The sequence below is a fragment of the Micromonospora sp. HUAS YX12 genome, from assembly GCF_040215685.1.
Classification (GTDB): domain Bacteria; phylum Actinomycetota; class Actinomycetes; order Mycobacteriales; family Micromonosporaceae; genus Micromonospora; species Micromonospora tulbaghiae.
Genome location: NZ_CP157974.1, coordinates 113,552 through 127,405, shown reverse-complemented (window position 1 = coordinate 127,405; position 13,854 = coordinate 113,552). Strand labels below are relative to the sequence as shown.

The window sequence follows — 13,854 nt, the reverse complement described above, 5'->3', positions numbered from 1 at the left end:
GTCCCTGAAATGACCAGGCTTCAAGTGCAGGAGTGAGGTCGCTGCGGGTGCTGCCCGCACGACCTCGGAGTGAGGAGTGCAGTGGCAGGAAAGGCCCGCGTACACGAGCTTGCCAAGGAGCTCGGGGTCGAAAGCAAGACCGTTCTCGCCAAGCTCAAGGAGATGGGCGAGTTCGTGAAGTCCGCGTCCAGCACCGTCGAGGCGCCCGTCGCCCGGCGGCTGCGTAGCGCGTTCGTAGCCGGTTCGTCGGCGCCAGCCGGCCCGCCGGCTGCCGCGCCCAGTGGCCCGGCACCGACCCCGACGCCCACCCCGACCCCGGGTGCCCCCCGGGTCTCGGCCAGGCCGATGCCGCCCCGGCGGCCGGCCGCGCCGACCCCTGGACCGAAGCCCAAGGGCCCGGTCCCCGGCCCGCCGCAGCCGGCGACCCCGGTCGCCAAGCCGGCGAGCGCGCACGACATCGAAGTGGCGGCCGCCGAGGCGCGTGCCGCCGCGCTCAAGGCTGAGCAGGAGGCCGCGGTCAAGGCCGCCCAGGCCGCCCGCCAGCAGCAGCGCGAGACCGTACGCCGGGAGCCTCCGGCCGAGGGCGGTCCCCGCCCCGGTCCGCGGCCCGGCCCGAACGCCATGCCGCCGCGTCCGGGTTCCCCGGCCGCCGGTCGTCCCGGCGGTCCGGGTCAGGGTCAGGGCCCCGGTGCCCGGCCCGGCGGTCGTCCGCCGGCGCGCGGCGCCGGTAACAACCCGTTCGGTATCCAGGGCGGCCAGCAGCAGCGGCCCCCGGCCGCCGGTGCGGGCGGTCCCCGTCCCAGCCCGTCCGGCATGCCGCCGCGGCCCAGCCCGGCGTCGATGCCGCCGCGGCCGAGCCCGGCCTCGATGCCGAGCCAGCGCCCGACCACCGGCCGCCCCGGCGGCGGCCCCGGTGGCGGTCGTGGTGGACCCGGCGGCGGCGCCGGTCGCCCCGGTGGTGGCGGCGGTGGCGGTGGCTACCGCGGTGGACCCGGTGGTGGCGGCGGTGGCGGTGGCTACCGTGGCGGTCCCGGTGGTGGCGGCGGTGGCGGTGGCTACCGTGGCGGTCCCGGTGGCGGTGGCGGTGCCCCCGGCGGTGGTTTCCGTCCGGGTGGTCCGGTCGGCGGCGGTGGCCGTCCCGGCGGCGGTGGCCGTGGCCGTGGCGGTGGCGCGGCGGGTGCCTTCGGGCGTCCGGGTGGCCGGCCGACCCGCGGTCGCAAGTCCAAGAAGCAGCGCAGACAGGAGTTCGACAACCTGTCGGCCCCGACCATGTCCTCGGGCGCGCCCCGCGGTCAGGGTCAGGTCGTCCGGTTGTCCCGTGGCGCCTCGCTGTCGGACTTCGCCGACAAGATCAACGCCAACCCGGGTTCGCTGGTCCAGGAGATGTTCAACCTGGGCGAGATGGTGACGGCGACCCAGTCGTGCTCCGACGAGACCCTGCAGCTGCTGGGTGAGCACCTCGGCTTCGACGTGCAGATCGTCAGCCCGGAGGACGAGGACCGCGAGCTGCTCGCGCAGTTCAACATCGACCTCGACGCCGAGGTCGCGGAGGACCGCCTGGTCAGCCGTGCGCCGGTGGTGACCGTCATGGGTCACGTCGACCACGGTAAGACCAAGCTGCTCGACGCGATCCGCAAGGCGAACGTGGTGGCCGGCGAGGCGGGTGGCATCACCCAGCACATCGGCGCCTACCAGGTCCACGTCCCGCACGAGGGCGAGGACCGCGCGGTGACGTTCATCGACACCCCGGGTCACGAGGCGTTCACCGCCATGCGTGCCCGTGGTGCCCAGGTCACGGACATCGTGATCCTGGTGGTCGCGGCCGACGACGGCGTCATGCCGCAGACCATCGAGGCGCTCAACCACGCCAAGGCGGCGGACGTGCCGATCGTGGTCGCGGTCAACAAGGTCGACAAGCCCGAGGCGAACCCGGACAAGGTCCGCCAGCAGCTGACCGAGTACGGCCTGGTCGCCGAGGAGTACGGCGGCGAAACCATGTTCGTCAACGTGGCGGCCAAGCCCGGCATCGGCATCGAGGAACTGCTCGAGGCCGTGCTGCTGACCGCCGACGCGTCGCTGGAGCTGACCGCTCCGATCGACGGGCCGGCGCAGGGTGTCGCGATCGAGGCGCACCTGGACAAGGGCCGTGGCGCGGTGGCGACCGTGCTGGTGCAGAAGGGCACCCTGCGTGCCGGTGACTCGATCGTCGCCGGTGGGGCGCACGGCCGGGTCCGGGCCATGCTGGACGAGAACGGCAAGCCGGTCGATTCGGCCGGTCCGGCCCGTCCGGTCATGGTGCTGGGTCTGACCACGGTGCCGGGTGCGGGTGACACCTTCCTGGCCGCCGAGGACGACCGCACCGTGCGGCAGATCGCCGAGCAGCGGCAGGCGCGGAGGCGGGCGGCGTCGTTCGCCAACTCCCGTGGCCGGGCCACTCTCGAGACGCTCATGGAGCAGCTCAAGGAGGGCGAGAAGACCTCGCTCAACCTGGTGCTCAAGGGCGACGTCTCCGGTTCCGTGGAGGCGCTCGAGGACGCGCTGTTCAACCTCGACATCCCGGAGGAGGTCCAGCTTCGGATCATCCACCGGGGCGTGGGCGCGATCACCGAGAGCGACGTCATGCTCGCGAGCGCCTCGTCCGAGGCGGTCACGATCATCGGCTTCAACGTGCGGGCCTCGAACAAGGTCCGCGAGATGGCCGACCGCGAGGGCGTGGAGATCCGGTACTACACCGTCATCTACCAGGCCATCGAGGAGATCGACGCCGCGCTCAAGGGCCTGCTCAAGCCGGAGTACGAGGAGGTCGAGCTGGGCACCGCGGAGATCCGCGACGTCTTCCGCTCGTCCAAGATCGGCAACATCTCCGGCTGTATCGTCCGGTCCGGCCTCATCCGCCGCAACGCCAAGGCGCGGCTGCTGCGGGACGGGGCGGTCGTGGCGGACAACCTCACGATCAGCTCCTTGAAGCGGTTCAAGGACGACGCGACCGAGGTCCGCGAGGGCTTCGAGTGTGGTCTGACGCTGGGCGGCTACAACAACGTCCAGGTCGGCGACGTCATCGAGACGTTCGAGATGCGCGAGAAGCCGCGCGCCTGAGAACCACGCGTACGACCGGCCGGCGGCCGGGGCCTTCGGGCCCCGGCCGTCGCCGTTTCCGCAGGCTGCGACAATCTCCGGCGTGATCCGGTACGCACTGCTCCTCGCCCCCTCCGCCAACCGCGTCTACGCCGACGCGGCGGCCCGGCTGGCCCGCGCCGAACTGGCCGTGTTCGCCGGCTCCGGTGTGCTCGGCGTCGTACCGGCCGACGCGGAGGTGACGCGGATCGGCGGCGTGGAGTACCTGACGTTCACCACCCCCGGACCCGGGCTGGGCGAGCGGGACCTGGCCCACCTGGCGAACCTGTCGGCGGCGTACGCGCTGTTCGAGCGGGTCGGCGACGACCTGCTCCGGCCGGTGCCGCTGCGCCCGCTGGCCCGGTACGACTCCGACCTGATCACCATTCCCAAGTACGCCGGCAAGACCAACGAGCAGTTCACCCGGCTGCTGCTCAACGTCACGGTGCTCGCCTCCGCCGCCGCGCCGCGGATGCTGGACGGGCCGGTGGTGGTGCTGGACCCGCTCTGCGGCCGGGGCACCACGCTCAACCAGGCGCTGATGTACGGCTACGACGGCATCGGCATCGAGCGTGACAGTCAGGACGTGGAGGCGTACGCGGCGTTCCTGCGCACCTGGCTGCGCCGCAAGCGGCTCAAGCACACCGCCGAGTCGACGTCGGTGCGCCGGGACCGCAAGCTGGTGGCCCGGCGGTTCGAGGCGGTGCTCGCGCCGTCGCGGGACGAGCACCGGGCCGGGGCCACCCAGCGGGTCACGGTGCTGAACACCGACACCACCCGGGCCCGCGAGGCGTTGCGCGCCCGCTGCGCCGACGTGATCGTCACCGACGCGCCGTACGGGGTGGCGCACGGCAGCCGTACCGATCAGGGGTTGTCCCGCAGCCCGCTGGAGCTGCTCACCGCCGCCGTGCCGGTGTGGCGGGAGCTGCTGCGTCCGGGCGGCGCGCTCGGGCTGTCCTGGAACACCCACGTGGCGCCGCGGGCGCAGGCGGAGGCGGTGCTGGCCGACGCCGGTCTGCGCGTGCTCGACGGCCCCGGCTTCGGTGACTTCGCACACCGGGTCGACCAGGCGATCGAGCGGGACGTGCTGGTGGCGGTCGCGCCTTAATCGCGTGCCGGGTTGCGCCGCCCGGCGTACCGTTGCTCGCCGTGTATACCGGAACCGCGCTGTTCGACCTGTTGCTCCCGGGTGACTCCCGGTCCCTGAAGGCCAAGCGGTCCTACGTCCGGCCGATCGTCGCCGCGCTGCGCAAGTTCGAGGTCTCCGCCGCCGAGGTGGGGGCGCTGGACCTGCACGGCCGGGCCGAGATCGGGGTGGCCGTGGTGGCCGCCGAGCCGGCCCACGTCCGCGAGGTGCTCGACTCCTGCGAGCGGCTGGTCGCCGCCCGCCCGGAGACCGAGCTGCTGTCGGTGCGCCGTCGTCTGCACGGCGAGGACGACTGACGGCCCGTCGCGTGGCACTCCGGCCGTGCCGCGCGACGTCCGGCCGGGCGCGGGTAGTGTTCTTCAGCGTTGGGCGGTCGGACCCGGCGGCGCCCACGCGCCCGTCGTCTCCGGCCGACGGCCCGGATCGCCTGGTGATCCGGCGTCGTCATTGGTAAAGGTGATCCCGGAGGTGGGGGACATGTCGGATCCGGCCAAGGTACGCAGGCACGCGGAGCGCATCCGGGAACTCGTCGCGTCGTTGGTGCGCAGCCAGATCAAGGATCCCCGGCTCGGCATGATCACGATCACCGACGCCCGGATCACCGCGGACCTGCGCGACGCCACCGTCTTCTACACGGTGCTCGGTGACGCGGCGGCCCAGGCGAGCACCGCCGCGGCGCTGGAGAGCGCCAAGGGCATGCTGCGCAGCACCGTCGGCAAGGCGCTCGGGCTGCGGCACTCGCCGACGCTGACCTTCGTCCTGGACGACGTGCAGGACCAGGTCAAGCACATCGACGACCTGCTCGCCGCCGCGCGTACCGCCGACGCCGAGGTGCAGCGGCTGGCCGCCACGTCCTCGTACGCGGGCGACGCCCAGCCGTACCGGGTCGAGGAGGACGACGAGGACGGCGAGGACGCCCCGGCCCAGGACGAGGACGACGACGAGCCGCGCGCCGGCGAGCGCCGGTGACCGAGGCCGCCGCGGGTGGCGCGCCGGCCGGGCCCACCGAGACCGAATGGGCGGCCGCCGTCGCGGCGGTACGCGATCTCCCCGCCGACGCGCGGGTGCTGCTGATCTGCCACGTGAACCCGGACGGGGACGCGCTGGGCAGCATGCTCGGCTTCGGGCTGGGCCTGCGCCGGCTCGGCGTACGCGATCTCCAGGCCACCTTCCCCGGCCCGCCGGAGGTGCCCGAGCCGTTCCGGTGGATGCCCGGCGTGGACCTGCTGGTGCCGCAGGACGACGCGTACCCGGCTCCGGACCTGGTGATCTGCTTCGACGCGGCGAGCGAGTCCCGGCTGGGCGACCTGGTGGACCGGCTGGAGACGGCGGGCACGTCGCTCGTGCTCGACCACCACGCCTCGAACAGCGGGTTCGGCCGGATCAGCCTGGTCGACCCGCACGCCGCCGCCACCTCGGTGGTCGCGCTGGAGTTGCTGGACCGGCTCGGCGTGACGCTGGACGCGGAGATGGCGACCGGGCTGTACGTCGCGCTGACCACCGACACCGGCTCGTTCCGCTTCGAGGCGACCACCCCGGCCGTGCACGAGATGGCCGCGCGTCTGGTCGCCACCGGCATCCGGCCCGGTGACATCTCCCGGCGGATCTTCGACACCCGCCCGTTCGGCGCCGTCCGCCTGTTCGGCGAGGTGCTCGGCCGGGCCACGCTGGAACCGGCGGCCGCCGCCGGGCACGGCCTCGTCTGGACGTACGCCACCCACGACGACCTGGTCCGCCACGACCAGCCCGCGTACGTGCTGGAGGCGCTGATCGACTCGGTGCGCTGCACCGCCGAGGCGGACGTGAGCTGCGTGGTGAAGCAGGCCGGCGAGGCCGAGTGGGCGGTGTCGCTGCGCAGCAAGGGCGCTGTGGACGTGAGCCGGGTGGCGGTGGCGCTCGGCGGCGGCGGGCACCGGTTCGCCGCCGGCTTCACCGGCCGGGGAGCGCTCGACGAGGTGGTCGGCCGGATCCGCGCCGAACTCGCGGTAGCCCGTTAAGGGATGGATTGCCCCTAGATTTCCGTCGCGCCGAGGCGCGGCGGCGATCCGACGGGTGAGCTGATCCGCGGCTTTCCGGGGATTACGAGGCGTGCCAGCCTTTCCGCCGTCCGTGACGGTGGGGACAATCGGGTGATGGATCATCCCCGTGAGCTCACCGTCGAGGCGCCCCGGGCCTGGGACCGGCCGGTCGTCTCCGTGCCGGTGCTGATCTGCCTCTCTCTGGTCGGCGGCCAGATGCCGTCCTTCTCGACCGCGGCGAACCTCTACATCCTCACCACCGGCGGGGGGTTGATCTGGGTCGGCCTGAACAACCGGGTGCCCCGGCGTCCGGCGCCGCGCCGGCTGCCGTCGGTCACGCTCTGGTGGCTGGTCCCGGTGACCGTCTTCGGGGTCTTCGAGGGGGCGACGTTCGTGATGGCGGCGGGTGACGACTTCCCCACCTTCTCCCGGCTGGCCGATCCGCTGCTGGAGGACAACCTGGCCCGTTCGGCGGCCTGGTTCGCGTGGCTGTCCGCGTTCTGGGGACTGGTGCGCCGATGATGCGGGCACTGGCGATCGGCGGGTTCGGAGTCTCGATCGTGCTGTTCGCCGTCGTCGAGTGGGCCGCACGCCGGGAGGGGTCGCGGATCCCGTCGCTGGCCGACGTCTGCGCGTTCGTGATGCGGTACGAGGTGGGCCCGGTCCCGGTCGGCCGGATCGGGCTGTTCGGTTTCTGGTGGTGGCTGGGCTGGCACTTCCTGGCCCGCTGACCGCCCTCGCCGGGCCGGGACGACGACGTTGATCTTTCCGCATTTCGGGAACAGTGGGCAGTATCTGGAAAGTGAACGTTAATTTGGGTGCGGGACCGGCGCTTCGCGGCGCTGGTCACGGGCGGTGGTGCCGCACCCGGCCTCGCCTCCCTCCAGGGTCGGAACCGACCCGGGCTCCCGCTGCCAGGCGAGCCGCTCCGGTGATCCCGGACCGCTGCCGGGCGCTCAGCCGCCGACGACTCCCGGTCGCGGCGCGACCCGTCGTCGCGCCGAGCCGGAGCGCCGGGCGCCCGTAGGACCGCCACGTCCCGGCGGTCCGCACCCTGGAAGGACCTCAGATGCCCAGCAAGCGCAAGCCGCAGACCGAGACCACCACCGACGAGGCGCGCGAGCAGATGCGCCGCGCGCTGCAGACCTCGATGGACACCCGTCAGTGACGTACGCCGTCCGGCGGTGACGCCGGCCGGGCCCGAGGACCACACCCCGGCCCGACGCCGACGTCACCGCCGCTCGGGGCGCATCGCCGCCCCGCACGCCGCTACCCACGGCCCGGTTCCTGGCCGACGTACGTAAGTAGTCCCCTGCCTTGCGGACCTTACCGGGGGCGTGCCAGGATCGGCGGCGATGAGCACCACTCCCGCCCCCGCCGTCACCGCCTCGCCGCGGCGGATCGCCGCGCTCGCGCTGCCCGCCCTCGTGGTGCTGGCCGCCGAGCCGCTCTACGTCCTGGTCGACACCGCGGTGGTCGGTCACCTCGGCCGGGTGCCGCTGGCCGCGCTCGCCGTCGGCGGCACGGTCATGACACTCACCGCCTGGGTCGGCACCGTCGTCGCGTACGGCACCACGGGCCGCTCGGCCCGCCGCTTCGGGGCGGGGGACCGGGCCGCCGCGGTCGCCGAGGGCGTCCAGGCGTCCTGGCTCGCGCTCGCCACCGGAGTGCTGGTGGCGGTCGCCATCGGCATCGGCGGCGGCGCGCTGGCGCGTACCCTCGTCGGCGGCCCCGGCGAGGTGGCCGACGCCGCCGCCGGATGGCTGCGGATCGCGGCGCTCGGCGCGCCCGGCCTGCTGCTCGCCGCCGCCGGCAACGGCTGGCTGCGCGGCATCCAGGACACCCGCCGCCCGCTGCTGTTCGTGCTCGGCCCGAACCTGCTCTCCGCGCTGCTCTGCCCGCTGCTGGTCTACCCGGCCGGGCTCGGCCTGGTCGGCTCGGCGGTGGCGAACGCGATCGCGCAGACGCTCTCCGGGGTGCTGTTCGCGGCGGCGCTCGTGCGCGAGCGGGTCTCGCTGCGCCCCCGGCCCCGGGTGATCGGTCAGCAGCTCGTGCTCAGCCGGGACCTGCTCGTGCGGGGCGTGGCGTTCCAGGCCAGTTTCCTGTCCGCGACCGCCGTCGCGGCCCGATTCGGCGCCGCCGCGGTCGGCGCGCACCAGATCGCCGTACAACTGTGGTTCTTCACCACGCTGGTGCTCGACGCGCTGGCCATCGCCGCGCAGTCGCTGGTCGGCGCCGCGCTCGGCGCCGGCGACGCGGCCGGCGCGCGGTTCGTGGCCCGCCGCGTCGCGCTGTTCGGCGGGCTATGCGGCGTGGCCTTCGCGGTGCTCATCGCCGCCGGTGCCGGCGTGGTGCCGTCGTGGTTCAGCTCCGATCCGCAGGTACGCGAGCAGGCCATGACGGCCTGGCCCTGGTTCGTCGCGCTCCAGCCGATCGGCGGCGTGGTGTTCGCGCTCGACGGGGTGCTGATCGGCGCGGGCGACGTGCGCTACCTGCGCAACCTCACCATCGTGTGTGCGTTCGGCGGGTTCCTGCCGGCGATCTGGCTGGCCTACGGGTTCGATCTCGGGCTGGGCGGGATCTGGGCCGGGCTGACGCTGTTCGTGGTGCTGCGGCTGGCCGGCCTGCTGCTGCGGATGCGCTCGGGCGCGTGGGCGGTGGTCGGCGCGGTCCGCTGACGCCGGTCAGCAGGGCTGGTACGAACCGGGGCCGCCCATCCACCGCTCGACCACGAAGAAGCCCTCGCCCAGCCGGGCGCAGTCGACGTTGTTCGTGCTCGCCTGCGCGGAGACGAGCCAGAGCCCGCGCTGCGCCGCGGGCAACCCCTCGGAGCGGGGAACCTCCCAGACGACCCGGTCGCGGATGGTGGCGATCCCGGCCCGGCCCGGTGCCGTCCGTGGCACGTCGAACGCGTACATCCAGACGTACTCTGTGGTGATCCGCAGGATCGGCCGGCCGTCGTCGCCGGTGACGGCCCGGTAGCGCATCTCGCCCTGGACCCGGATCTCGTCCGCGCGGTCCTGGGAGCCGATCCGGGTGGCGTAGTTCAGGAACGACGAGTCCTCGAAGTCGGTACGCAGCTGAGCGCGCGCGGCAGGCGCGAGCAGTGCCAGGAACGGCTCCGTGTCGCCGAGGATCATGGACAGGTCGAGCCGAGCCTGGATCAGCGCGGCCCTGACCTGGGCGAGTGCCGCGGCCACCTCGCGGGCGGTGAACGGCGGCCGCGCCGTGGCCTGCGGCAGGACGATCCCGGCTTCCCCGATCGCGAAGTCCGCGCCGAGGGTGCCCGCGAACAGGTCGCGCGGCTCGCCGACCCGGCTGAGCGGAACCGGCGACGGGCTGGCCCCGGCCGAGGCCGCGGCGGCGGTTCCGGACCGTACCCGGTCGACGGTGACCCGGCCGAGCACGGCCGTGCCGACGATCAGCACCAGCGCGAGCACCACCACGAGCGCGACGTGACGCTTGCCGCGCTGCCGGGACCAGACCATGCGGAAGCGCTCGGCACGGGTCAGCGGGACGTCCGCGTCCGCGCCGGTCATCCAGCTCGGCAACCGGATCTCCTCGCCCCGGGAGGCGACGGCGTAGGGGTCCGGCTCGGGTGGGGTGGTCCCGGGTTCGGTGCTCATGCGGCGTTCCAGAGGGGTGCAGGGGCAGCGGGCGCATGATCATTGCACCCGGACGCCCGATCCCGCTGTCCCTCTCCGTGCCGGTCAGATCCGCTGGTGGCGGATCGCCCACGCGAGGCAGAGCGTGCCGACGACGAGCAGCGTCGCGGTCACCGCGACGAACACGAACGAACCGATCGCGGCCAGCGCCGGGTGCCGGTCGCCGAACCGGCTCCGGCCCCGCCACGCCCACATCCGGCGGCGTGCCGCCGCCAGCGCCGGTACGCGGTCGACGAGGCCGGACAGACGGCGGCCGAGCGTCCGGCGCGGCGGCTCCGGATGGCGCATCCACTCGGGCAGGTCGACCCGGGCGCGGTGGGGTGGTGAGGGCATCGGTGGCTCCCGGGACGAGGCGAACGGGTCAGCAGGTGTCCGGCAGGTCGACCGTCTTGTCCGGGTCGAAGACGGCCTCCGGGTCCGGGTCGGCCGGCCCGCCGAACGACGGCTTGCCGAGCGCGAGCAGGCCCTTGTCGAACGCCGCGCAGTCGATGTTGGAGGCGTACGAGTCGGCCTTGTCGATCCACAGCCCGGCCGAGCTGCGGTCCACGTCGTCCGGGTGCGCCACGCTCCACACCACCGTGTCGTGCACCACCACGACACCGTCGCCCGGCTCGGTGCTCGCGGTGGGGAACGCGTAGGCCCAGACGAAGTTCGTCGTCACCTCCAGCAGGCGGATGCCCTGGGAGTCCTTCGTCGCGCGGTAGCTGACCCGCCCCTTGACCCGGGGCTGGTCGGCGGTGAGCCGGGCGCCGGGGGCCAGCCGGGTCGCGTAGGTGCCCGCCTCGCCGGTGGGGAAGTCGTCGCGCAGGTCGGCGCGCGCGTCCGGGGCGAACTGGCGGACCAGGCGCTCCGGATCCTTCGCGGTGAAGAACGTGCGGTCCAGCCGGGCGGTGACCAGGGCTTTGCGTACCCGGGTCAGGGTGTCGGCCACCTGCTTGTCGGTGAACGGGCCGGTCCGCTTGGCCCGGGGCAGCGCGATCCCGGCCGCACCCTCCGGGAAGCCGGCCGCCGGGGTGCCGTCGAACGGGCCGGCGGCCGGCGGTGGAGAGGCCGACGAGGACGCCTGCTCACCGACCGGCAGGCTCACGGTGGGGTGTTCGGCGGCCGGCCCGCGCCAGCGCTGGAAGCCCTGGTAGCCCAGGCCCCCGACGAGCCCGAAGAACGCGAGCAGCACCAGCACGAGTACGCCGCCGAGCAGCTTGCCGGAGTGCCCGCCGAGTGCGATCCGCAGGCGGTCCGCGCGGCCGGGCGCCACCTCGGGCGCGGGCTGGCGCAGCCACTCGGGCACCCGTCCCAGCTCGTCCTCCGGCACTCGGCCGGTGGGGTAGGGGTCGGGGGCGGAGCGGTGATCGGTCATCGGGCTTCCCGGGCAGACGGGGCGGGGGCGCACGATCTTGACACCCCGCCGAAGCTGGGCGGTATCCCCCGCAGGGCCGATCACCGCCGTCTGGCAGGCTTGGCGGTCGTGAGCACAGACGGTCTGATCGTGGTCGACAAGCCAGGCGGCATGACGTCGCACGACGTCGTGGCCCGCATCCGGCGGCTGGCCCGTACCCGCCGCGTCGGCCACGGCGGCACGCTCGACCCGATGGCCACCGGCGTCCTGGTGATCGGGGTGGGCCGGGCGACCCGGCTGCTCACGTACGTGATCGGCGCCGGCAAGAGCTACGCCGCGACGATCCGGCTGGGACAGGCCACGGTCACCGACGACGCCGAGGGCGAGGTGGTCGCGACCACCCCGGCCGGCGCGGTCACCGACGACGGGGTACGCGCCGCGCTGGCCGCCCTCACCGGCGAGATCGACCAGGTGCCGAGCGCGGTCAGCGCCATCAAGATCAACGGGCAGCGGGCGTACAAGCGGGTCCGTGACGGCGAGGCGGTCGAGCTGCCCGCCCGGCGGGTCACCGTGTCGCGGCTGGACGTGCGCGCGATCCGCCGGGACGTCCCGGACGTGGTGGACGTGGACGTGGACGTGACCTGCTCGTCCGGGACGTACATCAGGGCGCTGGCCCGCGACGCAGGCGCGGCCCTCGGCGTCGGCGGTCACCTCACCGCGCTGCGCCGGACCGCCGTGGGCGGGTTCACGCTGGCCGAGGCGGCCACGCTCGACCAGCTCGAACAGCGCGCGCCGGACGTGGTGAACCTGCCGCTGGACGCCGCCGCCGCGCGGTTCTTCCCGCGCCGGGACGCCACCGCCGACGAGGCCCGGGTGCTGTCCCACGGCGGGCCGCTGGCGCCGGCCGGGATCACCGGGCCGTACGCGGTCTTCGACCCGGCGGGCGGGCTGATCGCTATCGTCAGCGAGCGGGACGGCCGGGCCCGCGCGGAGATCGTGCTGGCCCCGGCCTGAACGGCACGCGGGCGGACAGGGGGAGGAACGGCATGCAGCGGTGGCGGGGGTACGAGGCGGCGCCCGGCGGCTGGGGACGCTCGGTGGTCACCATCGGCGTCTTCGACGGCGTGCACCGGGGGCACCAGGCCACCATCGGTCACGCCGTGGCGCGGGCCCGGGAGCTGGGCGTCAAGTCGGTGGTGGTGACGTTCGACCCGCACCCGGCCGAGGTGGTACGCCCCGGCTCGCACCCGGCGGTGCTGACCGAGCCGGCCCGCAAGGCCGAGCTGATCGAGGCGCTCGGCGTGGACGTGCTCTGCGTGGTGCCGTTCACAGTCGATTTCTCCCGGCTGCCACCCGAGGCGTTCGTGCACGACGTGCTGGTCGCGCACCTGCACGCCGCGCTGGTGGTGGTCGGCGACAACTTCCGCTTCGGGCACCGGGCGGCCGGTGACGTGCCGCTGCTGGAGCGCCTGGGCCGTACCTTCGGCTTCGCCGTCGAGGGGGCGCCGCTGGTCGCCGAGGCGGGGACCGTCTTCTCCTCCACGTACATCCGGTCCTGCGTCGACGCGGGCGACGTGGGCGCGGCAGCCGCGGCGCTCGGCCGGCCGCACCGGGTCGAGGGCGTGGTGGTCCGCGGCGACCAGCGCGGACGTGAGCTGGGTTACCCCACCGCCAACCTGCTGACCCACAGGTACGCGGCGGTGCCGGCCGACGGCGTCTACGCGGCTCGCCTGGTACGCCGCGACGGCGAACCGCTGGCGGCGGCGGTGTCGATCGGCACCAACCCGACGTTCTCCGGCCGGGAGCGGCGGGTGGAGGCGTACGCGCTGGACTTCACCGGCGACCTGTACGGCGAGCGGCTGGCCCTGGACTTCGTGGCGCACCTGCGTGAGCAGCGGACATACGACGCGATCGAGCCGCTGGTGGCTCAGATCGCCGAGGACGTGGAGCGCACCCGCCGGGCGGTGCTCTGACCCGCTTCGGCGACCTTGACCGGCCGTCCGGCCCGAGGGCTGGTAGGCTGGCGGAGACGTCGGCTGACCGACGGGGGCCTCGCGTGCCTGCACGACGCCGCGGGTGCGAGGAACCGGTCCGTTGCACCGGTCACCACGACCGCTCCGGACCTCATCGAATGACCCACGAAACAGGGAGAACATGGCGCTCGACCAGGAAGCCAAGGCCAAGATCCGCCAGGAGTACGCGACCGCCGAGGGCGACACCGGCTCGCCCGAGGTGCAGGTCGCGGTCCTGACCAAGCGGATCGCTGAGCTCACCGAGCACCTGAAGGTGCACAAGCACGACCACCACAGCCGCCGTGGGCTGCTGCTGCTGGTCGGCCGGCGCCGCCGGCTGCTCAACTACGTCCAGAAGAAGGACATCAACCGCTACCGGTCGCTCATCGAGCGGCTCGGCCTGCGCCGATGACCTGACGGGGGAGTGGCCGCCTGGCCGCTCCCCCGTTGCAGTACCACCGAAGAACCCGGCCGCGCGACACCCGAGAGGGAGCCGGTCAGCACCGGTCTCCGGTAGTGGCCCCCGGGAACCCCGGCACGATGCCGGCCACCCCGGGCGCTT

Annotated in this window: 14 protein-coding genes; 11 read left to right on the top strand and 3 right to left on the bottom strand. The window is 74.0% G+C overall.

Annotated elements, in window-relative coordinates; translation table 11 throughout:
• Positions 1 to 81 precede the first annotated feature (81 nt).
• The 8 genes from infB (at position 82) to ABIH81_RS00550 (ending at position 8,957) form a co-directional block, all read left to right on the top strand.
• Positions 82 to 3,096 (top strand): translation initiation factor IF-2, encoded by a 3,015-nt coding sequence (gene infB, locus ABIH81_RS00585; protein ID WP_349878457.1) that lies wholly within the window; start codon positions 82 to 84, stop codon positions 3,094 to 3,096.
• A gap of 82 nt (positions 3,097 to 3,178) precedes the next feature.
• A complete protein-coding gene (locus ABIH81_RS00580; protein ID WP_349878456.1) occupies positions 3,179 to 4,222 on the top strand; it encodes an SAM-dependent methyltransferase in 1,044 nt (347 codons plus the stop codon).
• 41 nt (positions 4,223 to 4,263) lie between these two features.
• The gene (locus tag ABIH81_RS00575) at positions 4,264 to 4,557 is read left to right on the top strand and encodes a DUF503 domain-containing protein (protein ID WP_043325814.1); all 294 of its coding nucleotides are present in this window, start codon (positions 4,264 to 4,266) and stop codon (positions 4,555 to 4,557) included.
• Positions 4,558 to 4,738: 181 nt separating this feature from the next.
• Entirely contained in the window at positions 4,739 to 5,230 is a 492-nt protein-coding gene (rbfA, locus tag ABIH81_RS00570) for a 30S ribosome-binding factor RbfA (protein WP_349878454.1), read from the top strand.
• A complete protein-coding gene (locus tag ABIH81_RS00565; protein ID WP_349878452.1) occupies positions 5,227 to 6,258 on the top strand; it encodes a bifunctional oligoribonuclease/PAP phosphatase NrnA in 1,032 nt (343 codons plus the stop codon). Before rbfA ends, ABIH81_RS00565 begins: the two co-directional genes overlap by 4 nt.
• A 135-nt stretch (positions 6,259 to 6,393) precedes the next feature.
• The gene (locus ABIH81_RS00560; protein WP_349878450.1) at positions 6,394 to 6,801 is read left to right on the top strand and encodes a hypothetical protein; all 408 of its coding nucleotides are present in this window, start codon (positions 6,394 to 6,396) and stop codon (positions 6,799 to 6,801) included.
• Positions 6,801 to 7,010, top strand: coding sequence for a DUF6186 family protein (locus ABIH81_RS00555; protein WP_175438725.1), 210 nt, complete (start codon positions 6,801 to 6,803; stop codon positions 7,008 to 7,010). The genes ABIH81_RS00560 and ABIH81_RS00555 overlap by 1 nt, the downstream gene beginning before the upstream one ends.
• A 624-nt stretch (positions 7,011 to 7,634) precedes the next feature.
• Positions 7,635 to 8,957, top strand: coding sequence for an MATE family efflux transporter (locus tag ABIH81_RS00550; protein ID WP_349878449.1), 1,323 nt, complete (start codon positions 7,635 to 7,637; stop codon positions 8,955 to 8,957).
• Between the two features lie 6 nt (positions 8,958 to 8,963).
• Here the strand turns inward: ABIH81_RS00550 and ABIH81_RS00545 are convergent, their stop codons facing one another.
• The 3 genes from ABIH81_RS00545 to ABIH81_RS00535 form a co-directional block, all read right to left on the bottom strand.
• Complete coding sequence (locus ABIH81_RS00545) at positions 8,964 to 9,905, bottom strand: hypothetical protein (protein WP_349878447.1); 942 nt, start codon at positions 9,903 to 9,905, stop codon at positions 8,964 to 8,966.
• Positions 9,906 to 9,989: 84 nt separating this feature from the next.
• Positions 9,990 to 10,277, bottom strand: a complete 288-nt coding sequence (locus tag ABIH81_RS00540; RefSeq protein ID WP_349878446.1) for a hypothetical protein — start codon at positions 10,275 to 10,277, stop codon at positions 9,990 to 9,992.
• 28 nt (positions 10,278 to 10,305) lie between these two features.
• On the bottom strand, positions 10,306 to 11,301 hold the full coding sequence (locus ABIH81_RS00535; RefSeq protein WP_349878445.1) for a hypothetical protein: 996 nt from the start codon (positions 11,299 to 11,301) through the stop codon (positions 10,306 to 10,308).
• Positions 11,302 to 11,409: 108 nt separating this feature from the next.
• Here ABIH81_RS00535 and truB point away from each other — a divergent pair, with 108 nt between their 5' ends.
• The 3 genes from truB to rpsO all read left to right on the top strand — a co-directional run bounded on the left by truB (position 11,410) and on the right by rpsO (position 13,704).
• On the top strand, positions 11,410 to 12,294 hold the full coding sequence (gene truB / locus ABIH81_RS00530) for a tRNA pseudouridine(55) synthase TruB (RefSeq protein WP_349878443.1): 885 nt from the start codon (positions 11,410 to 11,412) through the stop codon (positions 12,292 to 12,294).
• 32 nt (positions 12,295 to 12,326) lie between these two features.
• Positions 12,327 to 13,253, top strand: coding sequence for a bifunctional riboflavin kinase/FAD synthetase (locus ABIH81_RS00525; protein ID WP_349878442.1), 927 nt, complete (start codon positions 12,327 to 12,329; stop codon positions 13,251 to 13,253).
• A 181-nt stretch (positions 13,254 to 13,434) separates the two neighbouring features.
• Positions 13,435 to 13,704, top strand: coding sequence for a 30S ribosomal protein S15 (gene rpsO / locus ABIH81_RS00520; protein ID WP_013284678.1), 270 nt, complete (start codon positions 13,435 to 13,437; stop codon positions 13,702 to 13,704).
• Positions 13,705 to 13,854 lie beyond the last annotated feature (150 nt).

Bases quoted from the DNA above. Each gene is read 5' to 3' on its own strand.
- rbfA (WP_349878454.1), top strand. From the start codon at position 4,739: ATGTCGGATCCGGCCAAGGTACGCAGGCACGCGGAGCGCATCCGGGAA.
- ABIH81_RS00560 (WP_349878450.1), top strand. From the start codon at position 6,394: ATGGATCATCCCCGTGAGCTCACCGTCGAGGCGCCCCGGGCCTGGGAC.
- ABIH81_RS00555 (WP_175438725.1), top strand. From the start codon at position 6,801: ATGCGGGCACTGGCGATCGGCGGGTTCGGAGTCTCGATCGTGCTGTTC.
- ABIH81_RS00550 (WP_349878449.1), top strand. From the start codon at position 7,635: ATGAGCACCACTCCCGCCCCCGCCGTCACCGCCTCGCCGCGGCGGATC.
- ABIH81_RS00545 (WP_349878447.1), bottom strand. From the start codon at position 9,905: ATGAGCACCGAACCCGGGACCACCCCACCCGAGCCGGACCCCTACGCC.
- ABIH81_RS00540 (WP_349878446.1), bottom strand. From the start codon at position 10,277: ATGCCCTCACCACCCCACCGCGCCCGGGTCGACCTGCCCGAGTGGATG.
- ABIH81_RS00535 (WP_349878445.1), bottom strand. From the start codon at position 11,301: ATGACCGATCACCGCTCCGCCCCCGACCCCTACCCCACCGGCCGAGTG.
- ABIH81_RS00525 (WP_349878442.1), top strand. From the start codon at position 12,327: ATGCAGCGGTGGCGGGGGTACGAGGCGGCGCCCGGCGGCTGGGGACGC.
- rpsO (WP_013284678.1), top strand. From the start codon at position 13,435: ATGGCGCTCGACCAGGAAGCCAAGGCCAAGATCCGCCAGGAGTACGCG.